The sequence below is a fragment of the Pseudoalteromonas lipolytica genome (assembly GCF_001306915.1).
GTDB classification, from domain to species: Bacteria; Pseudomonadota; Gammaproteobacteria; order Enterobacterales; family Alteromonadaceae; genus Pseudoalteromonas; species Pseudoalteromonas simplex.
Genome location: NZ_LJTC01000006.1, coordinates 106,675 through 130,104, shown reverse-complemented (window position 1 = coordinate 130,104; position 23,430 = coordinate 106,675). Strand labels below are relative to the sequence as shown.

The window sequence follows — 23,430 nt, the reverse complement described above, 5'->3', positions numbered from 1 at the left end:
CACCAGAATACTTTCTGCATAATCTACTTTTATTAATCTTTGATAATGCGTGTACGATTATCTCGTTGACAAAAAACAGATACAGAATCTCGAATTGTAGCGGGACGAGTATCTTTGCTTTTATTGATAAACAAGCTCTACAAAGAGCCAAGGATAACGAATTATGAGATAGATAAGATGGCTTGCCTGCACAGTATTAGCTGTGATTAAACCGTAAACAGGCTGGTGTTTAGTGCTGCACGAGAAACAAAGCCATAGATAAAAGCAGTCAACACTTTTTATCTTTGAAAACTTTTTAGTCGATAAAAGTTTTTATAAAAATATGTTTGCAAATGAGTTTTAAATTCTTAAAGTCAAATAGCGCCAAAACGAAAATTAAGGTGCAATTATGACAGACTTACTAAGTTTAAAACTATTCGGCCATTGTTCTGTAGAGCCATTTATAGAAGAAGATATAGACACACAAATAATCCAAACAGATGTATGTGATGACATACTGACCAACCCTTTAAACCTCTCAGCGCAGATAGATATGGCTGCTGCAACTGCTTGCGTGCTATCTACTGAAAGCGATATTTCAGAGCCCCTCATAGAGCCTGTATCGTTAATAGATATTAATGACAACTTAGCTTTGTCAGATTCAATATCGAGTACTGATGAATGCCATGTAAACCACACAGACCATAGCTTCATGTTGTCGGATGAAGGCGGGATCATAACGTTTGATGACGACCACGGTGCGTCAGACTGGGGGTTCGATGATGCAGGTATCAGTGATAATACAGATTTTTAGATTAAGCAAAGCTTAGTTTACGTAAGCAAAGAATTAAATATTTATGTCCTAGTAGTTAGTCCTACCAAAGCCCACATCAGTGGGCTTTTATAGTTTAAATATTCTTCAAATTTATTCACTATCAAGAAATCAATGTGCTATTTCTAATTCAAATTGTCATTAAAAGGCATTTAATTTTATATCATGCAATACGAGCCAGCCTCTACTGATCAAATTATGAACAAGCACTTTAAAAACAATTTGAACAAAATTTAAACATTAAATTACAAAAAATAAATAAACGATAGAAACATTACTACTGTCATTTAATTAACAAAAAAACAGGGTTCTATATTTATCATAGGTTTAAACGCTATTATCTAAAATCAACAGCCGCCCCACTACAAAAAGCCAATCAAATCAATAGCAAAACACTCGAACGCACAATTTTTGAGCTAAAAAAAATTTTTTTCTATTTAAATCCATATGGTTAAAAAGAATGAATAAATCAAGGGGTTGCACGAAGAAAAAATATCGCTAACATGTATAAGCAACACGAAGAAAATATATATTAAAAGTGAGGTAACAAATTAAAAAGACCACCGCCAAATTTAAATAAAACATATTGAAATAAAACATATTGAAATAAATCAAAATTAAACCCGTTATTCACAATTTAATATTTAGAATTACTGAATATTTACAATGATAAATATAAAAACTGTGGATAGTAAAATAAAACAATATGAATTTTTTTAAAATTTATATAATAACTTTGGAGGTTCTAAATGAATCATACAATTACAAATGGCGGTAGGCTGATGAAAGGCCAACTATGGGCCAGCATGTTTTTTACCGAGTGTTCAAGGCCATCAAATAAAACTCTGAGAAGTTGGATCAATGGCGGAGTTATTGAAGGTGAATTTGTAGGTAACAATGCTGAAGTATATGTTTACAGCAATCAACTTCCGCTCACTAATGTAGCCGCTTTCGCAAAAGCAGCTCAACTAGCGGAGTTAAGTTAACATGACAGGTAAAAGAAAAGCAGTCAATAAAAGTAGTGGTAACAGACGTAGCGAGAAGTACAGAGATCTTCCTCCTTATTTATACTTTGACAAGAAAGCTGGTTACTCTCTTAGGCTTACAGATGGCAGGAGAAAGATCGTCAGTCAAAATAGACAAGAAGCGATCACAGTTGCACTTGAGTATAATCGCCGAACACGCTCAGCTCCAATATTTGATAAGCTGATGAATGACAAGCCAGTGCAATTAAGTTTGAATCTTATTATAGATTCAATCCTTGAACGTATGACTTCTGACAAAGCCCCAAGTAATGGCTTGCTTTCAACCTGGAAAAATGATGTTCAGCGTATAAAAAGTTACTTCACTATGCCTTGCAATGAAATTGCTTTATCTCATGTAACTGACTACATGGAGGTTAATCATGAAGGCGCTAGTAATAATGTATATAATCGTAAACTTAGCTTCTTAGAGCTTGTATTCGACTACGCGAAGGATAGTGGCTATATGACAACAAACCCAGCCGCGTTAAAGATTAAAAAGCCAAAAGAGCACAAGAAACGAAAACCGTTAGATCTGGAAGCGTTTATAAAGATCCTAGAGGCAGCCCCTTTGTGGTTAAAAACTTCTATGAATTTAACGATGCAAACGACACATGCTGTTTTAGAGGTATCTAGAATTGAATACAAATTGACTAAAGCAGAGCCAGGTCGCTGTGGTTGTATTTGGTATGAAGTACCAAAGCAAGATCAATTTGGCACGGTTTATGGGGAGTTGGCTATCCATCGCCAAAAAACTCATAAAAGCGAAGCTTCACACGTGATTATTCCTATAAATGATACGTTAAAAACAATTATCGACAACAGCCGAGATGCAATCTTATCTCCCTATGTTGTACATAAGCTGCCGAAGAAGAACTCTAACCCTACTAGTTCTCTGGTTAATCACGTTACCCAGATAGTAAGTAAAAATATCAGTAAAGAGTTTTCTAAAATTCGTGATGAGTTAGGTTTATATGACCATCTAAAGTCAGAGGAGCGCCCTACTTATCATGAAATACGTGGCCTTTCAGCGCGTCTAATCAAAGCTCAAGGTAATGATCCTCAAAGCCGTATGGGTCATTCAGATAGTAAATCTACAAAGGTTTACACTGAGTTTGGAAAAGAGACTGAGTGGGTACAAGTACCAAATCTCACTGTTAACTTCTGAGTTTGAGAGTAATCTAACCTAATAAAAACCCGCTAATTAGCGGGTTTTTATTTATTAGCAATATATTAAGCTGAGTGAACTTTTCTATTAATTAGTTGATATTAATAAAGCAAAATCTAGCTCATATTTGGACAAAAAAGAGTTAGTGTCGGCGGATTGCTCTATGCAATTTATATAAAGTGACCCCCTAATTAGCACCGCCTCTCTATGACTTAAGCAGAGCTTACTTGTAAGGCACTGTACTTTTTATAACATCCTCTACTAACGTAGGTATCATTTGTTCAACAGAGGCTAGCTGAGTGCCGATATCCAAATTACCTTTCTCTGCTATCACCTCAATATCAGAGAATAACTCTCTTAATTTGTTAGCGCTTATTTCACCACACATCCCTTTTAACGCATGCGCTATTTGACGGACTTCTTCACTATTCCCTTGTTTGTGTTGCTCCATTAGTTCCTGCACTTTAATAGGTGCTTTAACAACAAACACTTCACAAATTTTATTTAGTAAGACTTCTTTATTTAATAATCGTGAAAGGGCTTGTTCGCGGTCCCACAGCTTTTCTTCTTTGAGTTCATTTCCGGCAAGAGGAATTGCTTTAGATTGCCCCTCGTAGCTTGATAAAGACCATTTGACGACCTTTTCTAATACTTTAACTGCCTCAATTGGCTTACTCACATAATCACTCATCCCCACTGCTAAGCATTTTTCCTTTTCACCAGCCATAGCGCTTGCGGTCATTGCAATGATAGGAATATCAATAAACGACTCTCCTGCTTTTCCTGTGCGTATTTTTTCACATACTTGATAGCCATCTAAAATTGGCATTTGGCAATCCATCAGTATGCAGTTTATTTGCTTCTCATTTGTGTTGAAGTGATTTAAAAGTTCAATTGCATCTTGTCCATTACTTGCTGTTAAAATATTTATAGGCAGCTCATCTAATGCGCCTTTAGCAACTTCAACGTTTATTTCGTTATCATCGACAATCAATATCGTACAATCGTTCAATTGCTCGGTAACATCATCTGAAAGTTCAAACCCGCTGGTTTCAGAAAGTAGATATAATGGTTCACTTTTTGGCACTTCGTAGCCCGCTACTCGCACCAGCTCTGTTTGGGTTATCGGTTTGGTGATTTGAGAAACTTTTGATGCAATACCCTTAGGGAGAGGATTTCCTGGTTGGTGAAGTGTTATAAACTGAGCGCTTTGGTTATTTTTGCTTAAAACTTCAATGATTGAACCTATGTTATTAGTAGTATCATCTTCATAGTCTAAGAACACGTAATCAAAAGCTTTGCTTTTGTGTGCACCCAATTCCGCCATAGAGCATGTGCTGACAATACCGCCCTGTAAACTGAGTGTTTTATCCAAAACTTCCCAAATATTCGGATTACTGCTCGCCACCAAAATGGCTTTATTCTCGTAGCATTTTTCAGTAACGTGAATGTTTTCTGCACTGCACCGAACTTTAATATTGAAGGTGAAAACACTACCTTGATTTAAAGTTGAACTGACAGAAATGTCACCATCCATTAATTGGCATAATTGTTTACAAATAGACAAACCAAGTCCGGTCCCCCCAAACTTTTCTGATATTGCTGTACTTGCCTGCTGAAATGCATCAAATAATTGTCCTTGTGTACTAGGCGCGATCCCTATTCCAGTATCTTGGACCTTCACTTTTAAATTATGTGTACCTTCTGATATGCGCTCAGAACTAACAATGACTTTGATATAGCCTTTGTCAGTAAATTTTATCGCATTACTGATTAAGTTATTTAAAATCTGGGTGAGTCTGAGAGGATCTGTTTTAACATTTTCACAGTTTAAGTTACTGGTATCTAAATATACATTTAACCCTTTATCAAATGCTCGAATAGCACTTGATTCAACAAGTCTTTCAATTAGAAGTTGTAGATTAGTTGTTTTAAGATTTAGATCCAGTTTACCTGCTTCGATCTTTGATAAATCAAGTATGTCATTAATTAATAGATTTAAATTTGATGCACTTAGATCCATCATTTCAACAAGGTTTCGTGATTTATCAGACAACTCTTCTCGTTTTAAAATGTTTAAAGTACCAATGACTCCATTAAGCGGAGTACGTAACTCATGGCTTATATTTGATATGAAAGCACTTTTTATATCGCTATGCTTGATAGCATCATCTTTGGCCTCTGCAAGCGCTTGAGTACGCTTTCGAACTTTCGCTTCAAGCTCTGTATTTAATCGTTTTACTTTTATCTCTGCATCTTTTTCTTTTGTTATATCTCTAATAATTAAAGCAAGCCCTATTAAGATATTGTGTTCAGAAAAAACGGGGCTAACAGATATAGCGTAATGAAGCGTTGTTTCGCCAAATTGTTCAGATAATTCATCTTTAATTTGTGATTTAGAGCTTTGAATATCAATTACGTAGGTGTGGATGGGTAATTTTGAGAGAAACTCAACATCTTTGGCTAGCTTCCCTAGTGCTGTCACTTTAGAAATTGATAACAAACGCTCCGCCGTATTATTTATACTTGTTAACTCACCTTCTAAATTTAACCCAACGATTGCATCAATAGACCCATCAACTATCGCAGACGCTTCTCTGCGGGCTTCTGCTAATAACTGACTTCTCGTCGCATTTCTGTAAAACATTAAAAGTAATATAGATGTAAAAACGCCTATCACTGCTAGGAAGCTATAAGTAATTTCACGCTTCTCATTAATTAATGTGTCTACATACTTTTCAGGCACTAAAAGATTAAAGTTGATGTAACCATACTTATTTCTAGGCCTTGTCTTCACTTTTGTAGAATGTACATAAAACTGCAAGTTGGGGTTAAGTTTTGATGTTACTGTATAGAGACCCTGATATTGAACCTTCTGACTATAAACTTTATCCCACGTTATGTCTGGGTTTAAATCTCTTGAAAATTGATATTCTTCTACAGGATGGTAAATAAAGTCACCTTCAGAACTGCTAATAATTAACTCCGAGTAATCGAACACTGTCTGTTTAAGGTTATTTATGAGTGCTTTAGCATTTACATTCATAATTAAAAAGGCATATCGTTTTCCTTTATCACTAAAGACAGGAATAGAAAAACGTAACATTGGCTGGTATGGAAAAACCACTTCACCAAATTCTTTATTTAAAGTAAGTGGCGACATATAAATTTGATTCGTTTCAAGCTGAGAGCTTGGTAAAAAATATGGCTCACCACTTTTAGCCTGCAATGAGTAATCAGGAACAGCCTCTACAGATGCGCCTACCCGTTGCACGCGTATTAACTCTTTACCCTCAGCAGTAACAGCAATAACACGAAGTTGCTCAACAGCGAGGTTATTTTCCATAAAACCAATAAATATGGTTTCTAGACGCTCTTTCCATTGGTTGTATGTAGTACCATCGTATGGATCAATTCCATCATTAAATTCAGCTCTTGGTAAACCAGATATGGGGGGAGTCGAGTATAAAAAGCGGAGATCTGATTTTGACTCAGCAATTGAACTAGTTACTATTTCTTTTAAGCGATCTTGAGTCTCAGTAAACTCTTGGTCAATTGAGCCTAAAACATCATTTTTAACGTGCCCTTCAAAAAAATAAACTGCGAATAAGCCAAAAATGCAAAACACAAAGGAAACTACTGTTAAAAATACCTTCGAACCAACAAAACTTGCACCACCTTTATCATGAATTTTCATACTATGTCCGTTCGATATTTGTTCTACACCACTTTAGCAAGATAGCTCTTAAAGCGTCATACTCGAGTGGTTTTGCGATATAATCATCCATTCCGGCATCAAAACAGCGTTGCTTATCTGCACTTAATACATTAGCAGTTAAAGCAATAATCGGCGTATGTTTGAAAGCAGAAATCTCTCTGATTTTTAAAGTGGCTTGGGGACCATCTAATACTGGCATTTGCATATCCATAAAGATGATATCAAATACACCTAGTTCACATTGCTCAACAGCTTCCTGACCATTATTTGCCATATTTATAGAGGTGATATTAAATTCATTAAGCATCGCTTCAATCACTATCTGATTAATGTCATTATCTTCAACAACAAGGGCATTAATATTCGATAAATCAATAACTTCTTTGGATGTAGTCAATAAAATATCTTCGTGATCTAAGTCCATTGAAGATAGTGTGCGCTTTGCTTTTAAATCAAAATAAAAGTGAGACCCCTCTCCCAATACACTTTCAACTTGAAGAGGTGCTTCCATCAAATTTAATAATTTATTTGATATAGTAAGGCCTAACCCTGTACCACCAAAACGCCTTGTGATAGACGTATCTGCCTGAGAAAATGCTTCAAATAGTGTACTCAAGTGTTCACTTGCAATCCCAATCCCTGTGTCAGAGACATTAAATGTAAGCTTTACTTCATCAAGCCCAATCTCTTGTATGTTAACTGTTAACGAAACACTGCCTCTTTCTGTGAACTTTACAGCATTCCCCAGCAGATTAATTAATACCTGCTTTAAACGTGTTTCATCGGCCAAAAACGCCAATTTTTCAACTTCCGGTGTTGTAGATATATAAAGCTGAATATTCTTACTATCTGCTTGTTCCTGAAATAAATGTTTAAGTTCTTCTAAAAGGTAGCCTAAATCTACTGGTTCAGATTCAAGCTCAATTTTTGAAGCCTCAATTTTACTAAAATCAAGAATATCGTTGATAATCACTAATAAGCTTGCACCTGAAGACTGTATTAGGTGTAGCATTTTGCTTTGTTCTGATGTGAGCGTCGTGCGGGCCATCTGGCGAGCCATGCCTAAAATACCATTCATAGGTGTTCTAATTTCATGGCTCATGTTGGCTAGGAACTCTGACTTAACTTTTGTTGTATGCTCTGCGCTGTACTTCGCTTCAGAAAGGTCTTTACTTAGTTCTCTAAACTTATTAGCTGCCTTGGCTAAAATACCAATTTCGTCTTTTCTTTTTAAATCATAAATTTGTGCTTCCAAATCTCCGTCTAAGAAATGTGTGAAGCTATTTGTTAAGTGTTTAATCGAACGTGTAATTTGCAAGTGAAAGAATGCTGATAGAGAGACAATGTAAATAACAACTATCAAAGCAAGTACATTTAAAATGCTTTCTGTCATTGAAACCGTTTTATGAGCATCCCGTTTTATTTGTTTTAGTTGAGTTAACGAATCTTCCCTTAAACTATTTGCAAGCGTACTAAATTCAATTGCATCTCCAGCCATTACTACATTTACTAAGCTTAAATAGTTTCGATTAGCCTGAACACTTTTTGAAAAAGTATTTCGATAGCTATTAGCCAAATCGATCATATTTTTAAATTTAGATCTATCTGCAACGTTTTTAGATAGCGAATTCAGTATTTTTTCAACGGCAGCTCTTTTGGCATAATCTTTTTTTGTTAAAAATTGATAAGCATCACGATGCAGCATGTGCCATAGGTTAAGGTACTCTGTAGCAAACAACTTCTCATTTGTGTCAGTAGCCTTAGCTTTTAAATCTTCAAGAAATAAAACTGCATTTAAATAAACTTGTGGTAACTCTTTTTCAATTAATTCATTCCGTTGTGTAAAACGAAGTGTCAGTACTTTTAAATTAGTGCCATAACGACTTACAAGCTCCGTCATACCATTAAGATGAATTTGAATACTTTCTGCACCTTTTCCTACATTAATTTCAGCTAATCGCTTTTCAATACTGTAATAATTTACCATGATTTTTTTAAAAACGGGTGCACTACCTGATGCACCATAAACTGAGATATCCCTTTGCATCTCAACAATATCTTTATTAATTTTTAAAATATCTACAGCATAGTTGCTAATCTTACCGATGTTATTGAAAGAGTCCTCAATCGTTTTAAGCCTTTGATTCATAATCAAGTAACTCGCGCTCACAGCGACTAAGACAAGCACCATTGCTAGCGACATTTTGACAGCAAGAGATTTTGAAAAAAAACTTAACAATTTACTTCCTTATGCGTTAAGTAGTTCATACCACTTATCTAAACTGTAGTCATAATTTGGCATCACAGTATTCCAAACCGCAATATTCGAAAAGCGTTTAATATAACTGCCACCATCCCTTATTTCGCCTGCTTTAATAGATACTTTTCCATCTGTTCCCTTCAAGTCAGTTGACGCTTCTTGTCCTTCATACCAATAGTTCCACTCAGGTTTCGACATAAGCGGTTGGCTACGACTAGGGTTAGAAATGTAATATCCTTGCCTTGCTATAAATGCACCAGGGTAGCCGGATAACCACCAGTTCATATACTCATACGCAGCATCTTGAACATGCCCATGGGTATTTTTTGATAAACACATAACTCCATGCCATGCTCTGTAACCTTCTTTTGGCGATGCATAAGTTACTGGGATGCCTTGCCCATTTAGCGCACTGACACCTGGTGAGAACATACTTTGAATGGTCACTCGGTTCATTTTCATAAAATCAACAGATTGCGGTACTGACGTCCAAAAACCTGAAAAATGACCTTGCCGTTTCTTTTCAAATAAAATGGCAAATAATTGGTCAATCTCTGCAATACTCATATTACCTAAATCATTAAACTTCATTAATCCTTTAGCTTGAGCGGCTAAAGCAGCATCAAAAATACCTATTGTTGGTGCATTAACTAATGCCACTTTGCCTTTATTCTTTTCATCTAATAACCATGCCCAAGATTCTGTTTCGTACGGAATACCTTTTTCGATAGCATTCGTGTTATAGCCAAATGAATCGACATTGTGTACATAAGGCATGAAGCTAATTAATTTGGATGGTGTTTCTCCCAAAGAGCCATCCGGCTGTGCATAAAGAAGCTTATTGGGTGAATCGCCTACACCTAACTTTGCATCCGGTACAATTTTGCCTGTCTTGGAAAGTGGGTTTATTTCATCCCAATAAACGAGTCTATCAACCTCGATTGGCTGGATTGCATCAGCTTGCCACAAAATATTAATAGAGTCAGACCATTGCTCATACAAATCAAAAGAACTAGGGTCTGCTGCTGCTTTTTGCAAAACGGCGGCACTACCCATAGGTGAAAACTCAATGTTTATACCTAGTTCGCGCATTGCTCTTTGTCTAAGCTCTTCTTGCAACGTAACATGTGTTCCCATTACACGAAGGGTTACTTTGTTCTTTGCAAAAACATAAGGGGCTTTAAACGCAAGTGTTGATGCCGCAGCACCAACACCGAGTGTTTTTAGAAAGTCTCGACGTTTTTGAGAATGTTCCATTGTATTTCTTGGTAAGTTAATTGTCTCAAAAGTATAGGCTATGTTCCTGAGGTTTCTACAAAAAGTAGTAAGAAAAACCCAAAATCAATCACAAAAACTTAGCCTAAAGCAGTTTCGCCCATCACTTTTAGCCGCATAAAGCGCTTTATCTGCGCAATTAATCAGTTCATCAAAGCTCACCTTATTTTGGTGCTCATAGATAACTCCACCGATACTGACTGTCGCGCGGCCCCAAATAGACTTGACATGCGGGATATTAATCGTCTCAAGCTCTGTTGAAATACGGTCACATATGAATTTAACTCCGTCAAAATCTGTATATGGCAGTACAATGAGAAACTCCTCTCCACCATATCGAATAACGATATCTTGAGGTCGCTGAATAGAACGTTCAATAACATCAGCAATTAGTTTCAGGCAAGTATCTCCTTGCGGATGCCCGTATTGATCGTTGTATAACTTAAAGAAATCTAGATCAAGCATTAGCAAACTGAACGGTTTCTTCTCTCTTGAAGTTTGTTTAAAAACATTAGCAACTTCAAGGTCTAAATAGTGCCGATTAAATAAGCCTGTCAATGAATCTTTATAGGTAAGCTCTATTAGTTTTTCTAGTCGAAGCTTATTCTCTAAGTGATTTTTCGTGCGGTGTATCAATGTCGATGCTGTGATGGGTTTACCAATAAAATCGGTAGCTCCGGCTTCCCAGCATGCATTTTGACACTCTGTATCGTAAGTCGAAGTGATGAAAATTATTGGGATATTTTCGAATGTAGCTTTAGCCTTAAGTCGCCTACAAATATCCAGACCACTTATATCCGGTAAATTAATATCTAGTAAAATCAAATCTGGAAGTAAATCCTCACAGGCTTCTAAAACAGCCTGACCAGAAGAGTATGCATCCACGGAAAAATGATCTTCTAAAATAACACCTAGACTTAACCTGACCATCTCATCATCATCAACAATGAATACTTTACACTGTGATAATGGCTTTAGACTTAAGGGCATAATATTCCTTCAACCTTACTACTTTGTATTAGTTTGTTAGCCTTGTCGATATCCAAAGGCTTGCTCAGTAAATAACCTTGGCCTATTTGACAGCCAAGCTCTTGCAGTAGATCTTTTTGCTCTAAAGTTTCAATCCCTTCAGCCACAATTTGGAGTTTTAAAGAGTGAGCTAGTTCAATTATTGTAGTTACAATATTGAGCGCTTGCTCATCGTTAAGCATATCACGTACAAAAGACTGGTCTATTTTTAATACATTTAGTGGAAACAGTCTTAAATATGAAAGACTAGAATATCCTGTTCCAAAGTCATCAAGGGCAATACTGACCCCCATACCAGAGATAAGCTTTAATTGACTTACAGTATAATCAAAGTTTTCAATCAAGGCCGATTCTGTCACTTCTAGCTCTAAGTAGCGGCTGGGTAATTGCGTTCTTTCAAGGATCTCGGCGACAGTATCTACAAGTTTAGTGTCTGTAAATTGTTTTGCAGATATATTTACTGCAACTTTCATCGGCAGACCTTTATCAAGCCACGTTTTTGCAGCAAAACAACTTTTTTCAAGAACTTGTTCTCCTAAGCGAAAAATAAGCCCCGTTTCTTCTGCATATTCAATAAAGTGAACAGGAGAAATAAAGCCACCTTGCCCATCTTTTAAACGAACTAAGCTTTCTACACCAATCAGTGTGTCAGTATTAAGGTCATATTTAGGTTGATAGTGAACGTCGAGGTCACTTTCATCTAATGCCTTTCTTAATTTATTTCCAACCTCAAGACGCCTATTCATTTCAACCTGTAAATCGTCACTAAAATAGAAGTAACTATTTGCAGATTCGTTTTTTGCTTTATACATTGCGGAGTCTGCATGGCGAAGCATTTCTTCAACATTCGAAGCATCATCAGGGTACACACTTATACCTAAACTTGCTGAAAGAACATGCTGCTCACCACCTGACCTGAAAGGCTTACCAATAACATTAAGAACCTGATTAACAAGTGGCTCTAAACTTAAAGAATTAGCAGAATGAGGAACGACGAGTGCGAACTCATCTCCACCGACACGCGCGACTGTAATATCATTACATGCGAATCGGTCCAAGCTGTGACCAATATGTGCAATAATCTCATCACCGACATGATGCCCTAAGGCATCATTAATAAACTTAAACTTATCTAAATCAAGTAACATTAAGCTTAACTTAGTGTTATTAAAAGCAGCCCTGGCAATACCTTGCGTAAGTCTATCGTGAAGTAATATTCGATTTGGTAATGATGTTAATTGGTCATGATGAGATAGATATGTCATCTGCATCGACATAGCCAATGCTTCGCTGACATCTTGAAACACCATAACAGCACCACATTGATTAAGGTTTTTATCAAGAATTGGAGCTGCGCTGTCTTCAACTCGATGTTCTATGCCTTGCTTACTGATCAATTGTGTATTTAAAGCCATAGCGACAGGTCTATTTTCTTTTAAAGCAACAGATAAAGGATTAATAGACGGTATTTTAGTTGTCGCATCGCATAACTTCATGACTTCTTCAATATGGCGACCTTTCGCGGCAGTTTGTGACCATCCTGTAAGTCTTTGAGCTACAGGGTTCATGTACACAATATTTGCGTTTTTATCCGTAGAAATAACAGCATCAGCAATCGAATCTATCGTAATTCTCAATTGCTCTTTTTCAGCAAATAGTTCTGCTTGTGTTAGTTGTAATATTTTTTCTTGTGTTCTGATTTTTATATGATTTTCAATACGAATTCGACAGAGTCTAAGGTTTAGCGGTTTAGAAATAAAGTCTATCGCACCTAAAGATAAGGCTTTTTCTTCTATCGCAGGATCACTGTGAGACGTAATAACAACAGTTCTAATATGTGCCAGAGTTGGCTTTTGCTGTATCACTTCTAAAATGTCAAAACCACTTACTGCAGGCATTTCTAAATCAAGAATTAAAATGTCTGGTTTAGTTTTTTCAATCAGCTGTATTGCTTCAGAGCTGTTATTAGAAGTTGAAATATTTCCGACTCCGTCTAAAGCATGCTCTAACTGTAAGGTATTAATCTCTTCATCATCTATGATAAGAACACTGCAATTGTCCATTAAGGGTCCCCTCAATACTTTGTACCTACTAACAATAACGCTAAAACACCAAATTTGCGACCCACTTTTTTATTAGCCTTAAAATATTATTTTTAGCTTTTTGAGTAGTTTTTGAGGTTGATTTACTTTGCCAGAAAACAGCAAATTCAGAACACAATAAAAATAATCACATCGCAATTACCTTCAATAATTTATAACTTAAAGCTAAAGAAATTAAAGAAATAAGCTGATTTCACAAAGCTTTCTCTCAAGACAGAGCTTTACAGTATTTAGATTAACGCATTTTGGGGCAAGAGTTTGTTAGTAAAGATCATCTTTGAGCAACTTAAGTAATTACGTTATGCTTTAGACCTATATTGTTAGTCTTATACGTTATGCCTAAATCTCAATTTAATAATCTACTTGCTGACTCTATTTCGTCTCTGAAATCAACGACTTTTACGCCTAATCTAATGGCTTTCATCGCTTCTCTAGTGAATTATGACTGCGCAGTAATTCTCGGTCTGCGTACAGATAAACATCCCATTTATCTTTATGATTCGATTGAAAATAATCGTGAATTACTTTTTGACCGTTACCTCACTTCTGCATTTCAAGATGACCCATTCTACAAAATGCTAACTACTGATGAGCAGCAAGGCGTTTTTTCATTAAAAGACGTAGCCAAACGGGATATGGATTATCAAACATACTGTAATCAATTTTACCTGCAAACTGGTTGGAAAGATGAGTTAAGTATTCTCATAAAAGTCGAAGCAACTCGCTGGGTCGTTATCTATTTAGGTTGCACCCATACAAGTAATCCATTTTCGCTATCAGATGTTGAGATGTTAAATTCATACTTCTCCGTCATTCAATCCTTATGTCAACAGCACTGGAAGCAAACGGAGTTTCTTCTTGCGGAACCTGTCTTTTCTCCTGAGTCCTACTCAGTAAAAAAACGAAAGTTCATAGAGGATGGTCTGCACTCTTTTGGCAAAGATTTTCTTTCAAGTAGAGAGAAACAAATCGCACGGTTAATATTGCAAGGACTTGATACCAAAGAAATAGCAAAACAGTTGGGCATTACAGAAGGAACGGTAAAAAATCACCGAAAGCGTATCTATGCTCAATTAAAGGTATCATCACTCAGTGAGCTTTTTCAAATCTTCCTCAACCATATTATTACCCACTAAATGAACCAATTATCCCTTTAGGGATATATCGCGCATAAGGTTCTATTCGTAATCTGTACATCACATTATTCATGACAGAAAAGACGTTATAGATGACATTCATTCAGGAACTACAAACACGCGGATTAATTGCTCAAGCCAGTGATTTAGAACAAATACAGCAACAACTTAGCCAGCCACAAACAGTCTACTGCGGTTTCGATCCTACCGCAGGCAGCCTTCATATTGGACACTTAGTTCCTCTAATTATGCTCAAGCGTTTTCAAGATGCTGGACATCAAGCATTAGCGCTTATTGGTGGCGCAACGGGTATGATTGGCGACCCTAGCTTCAAAGCTTTAGAGCGCAGTTTAAATACTGAAGAAACGGTAGCCATTTGGGTCAAAGATCTTACTACTCAAATTGAGCGGTTATTAGCACCTCATTTAAGCAAGCCAATGACCATAGTCAATAACGCAGACTGGATAAAAGACATTAATGTCATCGATTTTTTCCGTGATGTCGGTAAACATTTTTCTGTCAACAATATGATCAACCGTGAGTCAGTAAAACAACGGTTGCAAAGACCCGATCAGGGTATTTCATTTACAGAGTTTAGTTACTGCTTACTCCAATCCTTTGATTTTGCGGAACTTAATAGAAGTTATGGTTGTAATTTACAAATTGGTGGTAATGACCAATGGGGAAATATCGTCAGCGGTATTGATTTAACACGTCGCCAGAATGGTGAACAAGTGTTTGGTTTGACGTTACCTTTGATAACTAAATCTGACGGTACTAAATTTGGCAAAACAGAAGGAGGAGCCGTTTGGCTTGATCCACAAAAAACATCGCCATATATGTTTTACCAGTTCTGGTTGTCAACTGAGGATACAGATGTCTACAACCTTCTTCGGTACTACACATTCTTAACCTGTGAAGAAATTGATCAGATAGAGTTGCAGGACAAGTCAAATAACGGCAAACCTGAGGCACAAAAGATTCTGGCGCAAAATATGACTCGTTTTGTTCACGGAGAATCAGGGTTACGTAGTGCCGAGCGTATAACACAGGCATTATTCACAGGTGGCGTCGAGAAGCTGAGTTATAGTGAACTCCAACAATTAGAGCTAGATGGTCTTCCAAGCATTGAAAGCATTCTGCAAGACGTTATCGAATTGTTGCTCGAGTCAGGGTTAGCTAAATCAAAACGTATCGCCAGAGAGCTGATCGAAGGCAATGCGATTAGTGTAAATGGCGAAAAAATAACACCTGACAACTCCCAACTCGGATTTCCACTGTTTGATAAATACTGGTTAATTCAGCGCGGAAAGAAGCACTTTTGCTTAATCAAACGCAAATAAAGTAGAAAATGTAATGCGACTCAACTCATTCAAGTGAGGGTTGAACGCATTACTTTAAGTATTGCAGTGTTTCACTTAGCAAAAATTTATTAGACGGATCCTGAAAAGGAATGGGGCAAAGGCGAGTTATATTTATAACTCGTCGATGGACAAAGATGAGTTAATAATCCCCCTATCAACTAGAACTAACTCCCTTCTAAGTTACTAGCCATTGGGTATTTAATTAGTTGAACAAATTTATTTATCGATAAAATGCTTTAAGCTTCCATATAGTTGATTAATGTCGATAGGTTTGGCTATATGGGCAACAAAACCCTGTTGGATGTAGTTTTCAACATCATCTTTCATCACATTTGCGGTTAGGGCTATCACGGGTAATTTAGGAAATAGCTGCTTTAGCTGTTTTTGCGCTTCCACGCCATCCATTTCGGGCATGTGGATGTCCATCAGTACGATGTCATAACTTCCTTTTTTAACCTCATCTATCGCTAGTTGCCCATTTTCAACAATCGTTACTTTTGCTTTGGTAGACTTCAACATTGATTGTATCAACACCTGATTAATTGCATTATCTTCTGCAACCAGTATTTGTTTACTTGATAAATCAGGAGCGGATAAGGATTTTTTAGCCTTTTCTTTAGACACCATGTCTACTTCTTGAAGAGGGAGGATAACTGAGACTGTCGTCCCTTTATCTAGCTGACTTTGAACGTCTATTTCACCTCCCATCATTTTGATGAGATTAGTTGTAATTGACATACCAAGCCCCGTCCCACCGTACTTTCTTGTGGTTGAGGTATCAGCCTGAGCAAATCGCTCAAAAATCCTCTGAGCAGCCTCTTCAGTCATTCCTATACCCGAATCAATGACCTGAATATAAATTGCATCTTTGCCACTGTAAGGGCGGCTATCAATATTAACCTTTACACTTCCTTTTTCTGTGAACTTAACGGCATTTGAAGCGAGGTTCAGGATTATTTGCTTAACTCGAACTAAATCACCAAGCCAATAATCTTTATAACGCTCACCTTTATTGACAATAAACTGTATCTGCTTATTGCTAACTTGCCCATCCAAGTCATACTTCACTGATTCAAGCACTTCTGTGAGTGAAAACTGAATTTGCTCTAGTTGAAGGTTGTTCGATTCAATTTTTGAATAATCCAAAATATCATTAATGATAGTGAGCAGGCTTTGTGCAGAGAAAGATGCGTTACTCAGAACGGTTTTCAACTCCCTAGATAATTTTGCGTCTTGTAAAAGCTGCAAACCACCAAGGATAGCATTCATCGGAGTTCGAATTTCATGACTCATATTCGCCAGAAAGTCACTTTTGGCTTTCACAGCATTTTCAGCGGCAAGTTTCGCTTCATAAAGCACCTGAATAGCGTTAACTTTTTCTGTGACGTCGTAATTGACTCCGATAACTTTAACGGCTTTCCCATCAGTATCTCTTATTACTTCAGCGCTGGCCTTTATCACTTTAATATCACCATTTGGGTGTACAACTCGAAATTCAGGGTCATAAACTCCTTCACCACGAACAGCTGTTTCTAATGCACTCTTTGCAGAATCAATGTCGTCGGGATGAACACTATTTACCCATGCTTCATACGCACCTGAAAACTCAGATTCATTGATGCCATACAATTTGTACATCCACTCATCCCAATTGAGCTCACCCGTTCGTAAATTCCACTCCCATATGCCTATTTCCGCAGAGTCATTGGCAAGTTGCATTCGAAGCGCCAATGCATCTGCTTTTTCTTTCGCTTCTTGAATTTTTTGCTCGTTCTCTTTTTGTAGGGTCATATCTTGTACGACAGACCAAATCACCGTTTCATCATTTCTGTCGGTAATTTTTATACCAGACAGTAATACAGGGACGTTAGTGCCATTTTTGTGTATATATTCTTTAAGGTATGGGCCATAGTGACCATGCTCAGCTAAAGATTCGAGTTGAGCTTGCTCCTGCTTTTCATATGAGATTGGTGTGAGCTGCCAATAATCCATCTGGTTAAGCTCTTCAATACTGTACCCAGTGATTTTACTGAACTCTTGATTTACAAACTCAAAGCTTCCATCTGAAATGTTATTAATTGCAATCCCTACTGTGGCTAAGTCGACAAACTTTTCAAATTTCTCTTTTTCTTCGCTGTAAGCTCGCTTTAATCGACTGGCATCAGATTCTGCTATATCTAATTCATTTTGGGTATGGACAAGCTCGCTGATATCTCTACCTATAGCTAGTATAAGATTTTGTTCATCCAAGGCGATATAGGTTAATGAAACCAAACAGGGAAATGTAGTGCCGTCTAAACGAGTATGCGTCCATTGAAAAACCTGACTACCCTCAGTTATGGTATTGCCTATGTACTCACCTGCCATTTCGTCAGAGCGTCTGCCACATGGTTGGAATTCAGGTGACAAATCAGAAGGTGTTAGATTCAGGAAGTTACTACTGCTTTCTACTCCATGCATATCAATCGCGGATTGATTGCACTCAATAAACCTGCCTGTGCCTAGGTCTATTATTGACAATGCATCAGCCGAAATATCAAATAACTTTTTGTACTTATCCCGCTCAAGCTTAGCTTTATTTAGCTGCTCTCGGAGTTGTTTAACTTCCAATTCAAGCTCTTTTTCCCGAACAATAGTCATATTTTCCTTTATGCTCTTTTTAAATAGCGACAGCAGTAAGTATAGGAGTCTCTCCCTATATGTTAGAAACAATTTTCAATTCAAACCAGCCAATTAATGGTAGGGGTAATTATCGCCTGATTATTTGCTTCTATAATTCGCTCAAAACTCACCGATAGAATAATTACCTTAAAACATTTTAGTGCAAAAAAAGCGTTAGCGGAACGTCCGCTTTGTAGAATTACAACCTTAGCTTCGAAACATCATGACCGTCTCAAATTCGCTCAAAGCCGACCTTTAGAGTATTTATGTTAAACCATTTTGGGGCAAAAACGAGTTTTCTAGCCGTCTACTTTTTGCTCATAGCAAACCTTTTAGCATTTACTCATTTTAGGATATAAGTAATTAATAAAGATCTACATTTCTCTCATTTGAAATTCTGCACAAGGCTTATGAAGTCTGATACTTCTAGTAACAACCCCCTCTAAACAAAAATCATCCTCTGGTGCTACATACACTGGTTTAAATTCATCTGAAGCTGATAACAACAATCGATTGTCCTTATCGATGATCTTGCAAACAAAACACCCATTGTAACTTGCAACCACAATATCACCGTTGCTCACATCTACCGCCCTATCGACTAAAAGTAGATCTCCGTCATATATACCTACTCCTTGCATTGACTGCCCTGATGCCATGCCGATAAAGGTAGCATCAGGGTGTTTAATTAAAAGTTGATCCAGCGAAAGGCCAAGCTCTTTGTGCTGAGCAGCAGGCGATTCAAAACCTGTAATACCAGCTTCGATATAGATTGGAATAACGAACATAAGAAATAAAAAACACTGTGCATATAAACAGTATAGTGAAAATCTGAAGGATCCTAAATTGAAATATGAAATGATTTAGCTATAGGTTTTTGCACTTAGTTTCTCTAATGAATTGTCTTAATGACTTTAAAAGGTTTTACGGAAAAAAGCATTTGTAATAGGCTCTATAACTATCTGTTTTATAAGGTTATAAAATTCGCGAAAGTACTGAATTTCACCCTACAAAAACCCGTGCACCAGCTTTATTTTCTTTAAATATCATACTGTTATATAGGTATTGCGGAATATCATGGGGTGTCAGGGGTCGCAGGTTCAAATCCTGCTATGCCGACCATCTTTTCCTTATCCCTATCAAAAACTTACATACTATTCTTAGTTTCTACAAAATCTAAAACGTCAATAACGTTGAAAAGCTATACACTACTTTACCATCAACAGCCTCATGATCTTTAGCTACAAATTGTGCCGTCCAACCTTTGTTATCACTTGATGCTAAACCTGAAGAATGCAACTGACAAAAGAGTTGCTCTAAAAATAATGATTGGTAACTAATTAAGAGATCTTCCAACTCTGATTTACTTTTTGAAACAGGAATATTTATTTTTGCGTTGTAGATAGCGTTAATGGGTTTTGGTTTATAAGCATTGAATTTAGTATATAAATCAGGATTCTGATTGATAAATGAATCGAGTTCATCTCGCTCTGCTTGTTGCAAATGATAAACAAATGCTGAATCACAGCATTCTGTTGCAAAGGATCGCTTATAAGCGTCGTTTACAAAGCGTGAAGAGAAAACAACAGTTCTAGGTTTGTTAGTTTGACTTTGAATATCAAAATCATTGAGTTCTAGAATTCGATGAACTCTCCATATCCCTGAACCATAGCTTCTGACCCAATCTCCGACCTTAATATTATCGTCCATACTTTCCTTGATGCCTAACGCCGTGATAAACGGAACAAAGTAGCAGGCGGCAATTTAGAGCGTACACTGCCTGATGTTTTGTGTTCGATTTAATTACCTTGTTAAGGTTATAAAGCACCTTTTTTGATTGAGTGTGCTTCAAGTTCTTTTGCTATTAAATCTCGATCTATATCTTTAGGTAATAAAAATGTAATTTCACTATCATCTGTAAACTTAAAAACTATGCCGTCAACAATAAAAGTATACGAAGATATCAGCTCCCAAGGTATCGAAGTTATATTATCTGCTTTGATTCTAATAAGACCTTTGGGGCCCGAATCAATTTTCACTGGTGACAGCCACCTGATCGTATACATGCCCCAAGCTAAAATGAAACCTCCTACAGGCGCAATCCAAATAGTTTTAACCAGATGATTGATAAAGTCATCTTTAGTCAACAGACTTACAACTGCCAAAAAAACGAAAGCCAACGTCCAAATAAGGCAGCTGATTAACACCCCTTTTGAAATGAGGCTATATCTTTCTTGATTTTGGATTGATTTAACCCAAGGTTCAGTCCACTTCATTGTCTGATTGTAACCCTAACGCCGTATTGAGGGCGGATAAAGCTTGGCTAAAATTAGAAACGAAGGAGCGCAAGCCAAGCGTTTTGCGTTCTTTTGAGTAACTTGTTATATGACTATTTGCTGTCAAGCCAACATTTAGAAAATACTATGTTATTAGAGCTTGAAACAACAAGTTTATGGATATAATCCAAGCCATGGACAGGTTCTGGGTCTTTACCAATCATATAAACCGTATTAGATGAGGTAATCAATTTTTCATTAATACTTATCGATGCTTCATTGTTTAATAATAAGCCTTCGAATAGACCTTGGTAACCTGCCATTACATGAATTGCTTTATTTAATTCTTGCCCTTGCAATCCTTCAGTTGGTATCCAAAGACTTGAATGATCAACAAGTTTGTTTTTGGGTAATTCAGACAAGCTACGAATTATGAATGCTTTTGCATTTTTTAAATAAGGTTTATGAGTTGCCATATTTTTCTCAACAAAGTTTATTGCTTTTGAAACAGAGACAATAATTTTTGAGTTGTTAGTTTTATAGAAAATAGCAGGTAACTCGAATGATTCAGGATGGCTTAAATTGGATTTCAATTTAACTGAGTATTGGTTTGACTCACAAGGATCGGTTTCTGCTCTTACAATGCAGGAAACTAAAAACACTAATAAAACTAAAATTTTCTGCATACTTCCCTTGCCATATAAGCCCCAAGTAGGGGTTGATAAATGCTTGGCTAAACTTGTGTAACAAAGTGGAACTTAGCCAAGCTTTAGCAGTCCCACACTTACAACAGCTTGTTAAGTTTTACACTTCTTTCGAATTACATTTACGCCTTTATTTTCCAACTGTAAATTTGTAGCTTTGTCTAAAACTTGTAAACCGTTAATAGGTAAAACTTGATTATCGTTTGAGATAACTCCTACCTTAGTTGGACACTCAGACCAACTAACAGAATTAACCATTGAATACGTTTTACCTCTCTCAGGTGTAAATATATATTTTGATGTACATTCATAGCCATTAACGGGGTGTATTAAACCAAAAGCTACAAAAATAGGTTTTCCAGATGCTACTTTTACAGTTGCAGGGTTTCCTAACTTTAACTCTGTAGATACCTTAATATCTCCAGCGTAACCAAAGGTGCTATTTTCACCTTCGCGTGAACACAGCTCGTAAATAATTGCAGTATGGGGATAAGGAGCAAGCCCAAAACCATCTGTTTTTTCTTCAGTTTCCAGCTGTAAATAGGCAATATCAGAACCTATTGGTTCAATATATTCAAACGAGGCTCCTGAAAAACTAGCACCTTGTTCAGTGCTTGCACATCCTACAGTAATAATACAAAAAGTGGAGAGAATAAATTTTTTCATGTTGGGTCCTTTCTTTCCGTAAAACCTAACGCCCAATGAGCGCCAGCGTACTACTTCAGTTGCTTGTTAGGTGCACTTAGCATTTTTACATTGCATTAAATACTCTTGCTTCAACTGTGGTAACGCTTGCACACCATAACCTTGTAGCCAACTAGGGAAAGCTAACGCGCTATTTGTTGGCAATTCTACTTCTATCAGATTGCCTTCGGTGTTAATCAATTCTGCTCTAATAGCCCAATAATAACCGTTAGTACCCCAAGGGTACTGAACTAATTTAGTAATTTTAATAACAGTACCTTTTGATAAGGCCGAAATTATTGAGCGCTGTTTCTCAAAAGCTAACTTAGTAAATAGCTTGGTATCCCACTCTTCTTGAGCTGATTTATATGCCTGATAGTTGGTAGGTGTTTTAGAGTATTCGTTGCCCGAATCAAAAGCTTGTATTCCAGTACACCATTCTGTTGATTGGATAGACGCATTGATGTCCGCGCACCTTGCTTCGTATAAAAAGCCATCTTTAACTGTTTGGTAATAACTTCCTATCAAGGAAAGCGCTATTGGATCATTAGTTTTATCGTGTACAACGACGCTACAGCCAGAAAGTATTGATAGCAAAAAAAGAGCTAGAAATTTCAAATTCACCTCCTTTGTACCTAACGCCGCATAGAGGGCGGATAAAGCTTGGCTAAAATTATCGACGAAGGAGCGCAAGCCAAGCTTTTTGCGCCCACCCTTAATGCGATTGTTATATTGCATTGTAAACCATTGGCTCACAAGGCTTTGGTTTATATTCACAATACCGATATTCAATGGTTACAATTTCAGCGATAGCTTGCTCTTTATATACTTGAGTAAATAAACCATTCTTTAATACATAAAATAGCTCATTTTTATTAGCTGCTACTTTAAGTTGATTCCATTGACCAGCATCAACCAAGTTTGAATTGTGATTGAAGCGATATTGTATAGTTGCATCTTCGGCTAATGTAATTGAACTGTAGGCTCCAAAATATAGTTTACTATTAATGCCGTTAACTTTTACTTGTTGGTACGCACTCGGATCTTGGTAGGCAACAGGAGATATTAGATACACGATTGTACTTTCGGTACTAGGCAGAATAGGAAATTGATACTCAGCTGATTTGGATTTTAAAATTTCAGCAGGAATTCCAACGCAAGATATTAGTGCCGAAGCGACTAAAATAATGATTAGATTACGCATAGCTCCACTTGCAATA

The 23,430-nt window shown here is 36.9% G+C and carries 18 protein-coding genes; 5 read left to right on the top strand and 13 right to left on the bottom strand.

What is annotated here, in order from left to right; genetic code table 11:
* Nucleotides 1–388: 388 nt before the first annotated feature.
* The 3 genes from AOG27_RS10595 to AOG27_RS10585 all read left to right on the top strand — a co-directional run bounded on the left by AOG27_RS10595 (nucleotide 389) and on the right by AOG27_RS10585 (nucleotide 3,001).
* Nucleotides 389–793, top strand: coding sequence for a hypothetical protein (locus AOG27_RS10595; protein ID WP_054552997.1), 405 nt, complete (start codon nucleotides 389–391; stop codon nucleotides 791–793).
* Between the two features lie 767 nt (nucleotides 794–1,560).
* A complete protein-coding gene (locus tag AOG27_RS10590) occupies nucleotides 1,561–1,797 on the top strand; it encodes a hypothetical protein (protein ID WP_054552996.1) in 237 nt (78 codons plus the stop codon).
* A 1-nt stretch (nucleotide 1,798) separates the two neighbouring features.
* Nucleotides 1,799–3,001, top strand: a complete 1,203-nt coding sequence (locus tag AOG27_RS10585) for a tyrosine-type recombinase/integrase (RefSeq protein WP_054552995.1) — start codon at nucleotides 1,799–1,801, stop codon at nucleotides 2,999–3,001.
* 223 nt (nucleotides 3,002–3,224) lie between these two features.
* On the opposite strand, the gene AOG27_RS10580 is transcribed toward AOG27_RS10585, so the two are convergent.
* From AOG27_RS10580 to AOG27_RS10560, 5 genes are all read right to left on the bottom strand, one after another.
* A complete protein-coding gene (locus AOG27_RS10580) occupies nucleotides 3,225–6,698 on the bottom strand; it encodes an ATP-binding protein (RefSeq protein ID WP_054552994.1) in 3,474 nt (1,157 codons plus the stop codon).
* Nucleotide 6,699: 1 nt separating this feature from the next.
* Nucleotides 6,700–8,958 (bottom strand): hybrid sensor histidine kinase/response regulator, encoded by a 2,259-nt coding sequence (locus AOG27_RS10575; protein WP_054552993.1) that lies wholly within the window; start codon nucleotides 8,956–8,958, stop codon nucleotides 6,700–6,702.
* Between the two features lie 9 nt (nucleotides 8,959–8,967).
* Nucleotides 8,968–10,236, bottom strand: a complete 1,269-nt coding sequence (locus AOG27_RS10570) for an ABC transporter substrate-binding protein (RefSeq protein WP_054552992.1) — start codon at nucleotides 10,234–10,236, stop codon at nucleotides 8,968–8,970.
* Between the two features lie 84 nt (nucleotides 10,237–10,320).
* Entirely contained in the window at nucleotides 10,321–11,244 is a 924-nt protein-coding gene (locus AOG27_RS10565) for a diguanylate cyclase (protein ID WP_054552991.1), read from the bottom strand.
* Nucleotides 11,235–13,346, bottom strand: a complete 2,112-nt coding sequence (locus tag AOG27_RS10560; protein ID WP_054552990.1) for an EAL domain-containing protein — start codon at nucleotides 13,344–13,346, stop codon at nucleotides 11,235–11,237. The genes AOG27_RS10565 and AOG27_RS10560 overlap by 10 nt, the downstream gene beginning before the upstream one ends.
* A 374-nt stretch (nucleotides 13,347–13,720) precedes the next feature.
* Between AOG27_RS10560 and AOG27_RS10555 the strand changes: the two genes are divergently transcribed.
* Both AOG27_RS10555 and tyrS read left to right on the top strand, forming a co-directional pair.
* The gene (locus AOG27_RS10555) at nucleotides 13,721–14,521 is read left to right on the top strand and encodes a response regulator transcription factor (RefSeq protein ID WP_054552989.1); all 801 of its coding nucleotides are present in this window, start codon (nucleotides 13,721–13,723) and stop codon (nucleotides 14,519–14,521) included.
* 92 nt (nucleotides 14,522–14,613) lie between these two features.
* Nucleotides 14,614–15,864, top strand: coding sequence for a tyrosine--tRNA ligase (gene tyrS, locus AOG27_RS10550; RefSeq protein WP_054552988.1), 1,251 nt, complete (start codon nucleotides 14,614–14,616; stop codon nucleotides 15,862–15,864).
* 237 nt (nucleotides 15,865–16,101) lie between these two features.
* On the opposite strand, the gene AOG27_RS10545 is transcribed toward tyrS, so the two are convergent.
* The 8 genes from AOG27_RS10545 to AOG27_RS10510 all read right to left on the bottom strand — a co-directional run bounded on the left by AOG27_RS10545 (nucleotide 16,102) and on the right by AOG27_RS10510 (nucleotide 23,414).
* Entirely contained in the window at nucleotides 16,102–18,525 is a 2,424-nt protein-coding gene (locus AOG27_RS10545) for a PAS domain S-box protein (RefSeq protein ID WP_054552987.1), read from the bottom strand.
* A gap of 395 nt (nucleotides 18,526–18,920) precedes the next feature.
* A complete protein-coding gene (locus tag AOG27_RS10540) occupies nucleotides 18,921–19,334 on the bottom strand; it encodes a LexA family protein (protein WP_054552986.1) in 414 nt (137 codons plus the stop codon).
* A gap of 388 nt (nucleotides 19,335–19,722) precedes the next feature.
* Nucleotides 19,723–20,256, bottom strand: a complete 534-nt coding sequence (locus AOG27_RS10535; RefSeq protein ID WP_054552985.1) for a hypothetical protein — start codon at nucleotides 20,254–20,256, stop codon at nucleotides 19,723–19,725.
* A 107-nt stretch (nucleotides 20,257–20,363) separates the two neighbouring features.
* On the bottom strand, nucleotides 20,364–20,822 hold the full coding sequence (locus AOG27_RS10530; protein WP_054552984.1) for a hypothetical protein: 459 nt from the start codon (nucleotides 20,820–20,822) through the stop codon (nucleotides 20,364–20,366).
* A gap of 113 nt (nucleotides 20,823–20,935) precedes the next feature.
* Nucleotides 20,936–21,508, bottom strand: coding sequence for a hypothetical protein (locus AOG27_RS10525; protein ID WP_054552983.1), 573 nt, complete (start codon nucleotides 21,506–21,508; stop codon nucleotides 20,936–20,938).
* Between the two features lie 111 nt (nucleotides 21,509–21,619).
* Nucleotides 21,620–22,192: a hypothetical protein gene (locus tag AOG27_RS10520; protein ID WP_054552982.1), complete on the bottom strand. Its 573-nt coding sequence runs from the start codon at nucleotides 22,190–22,192 to the stop codon at nucleotides 21,620–21,622.
* A gap of 66 nt (nucleotides 22,193–22,258) precedes the next feature.
* A complete protein-coding gene (locus AOG27_RS10515; protein WP_054552981.1) occupies nucleotides 22,259–22,948 on the bottom strand; it encodes a hypothetical protein in 690 nt (229 codons plus the stop codon).
* Nucleotides 22,938–23,414 carry a hypothetical protein gene (locus AOG27_RS10510; protein WP_054552980.1) on the bottom strand — a complete coding sequence of 159 codons (477 nt, stop codon included), beginning with the start codon at nucleotides 23,412–23,414 and terminating at the stop codon, nucleotides 22,938–22,940. The genes AOG27_RS10515 and AOG27_RS10510 overlap by 11 nt, the downstream gene beginning before the upstream one ends.
* Between the last annotated feature and the right edge of the window lie 16 nt (nucleotides 23,415–23,430).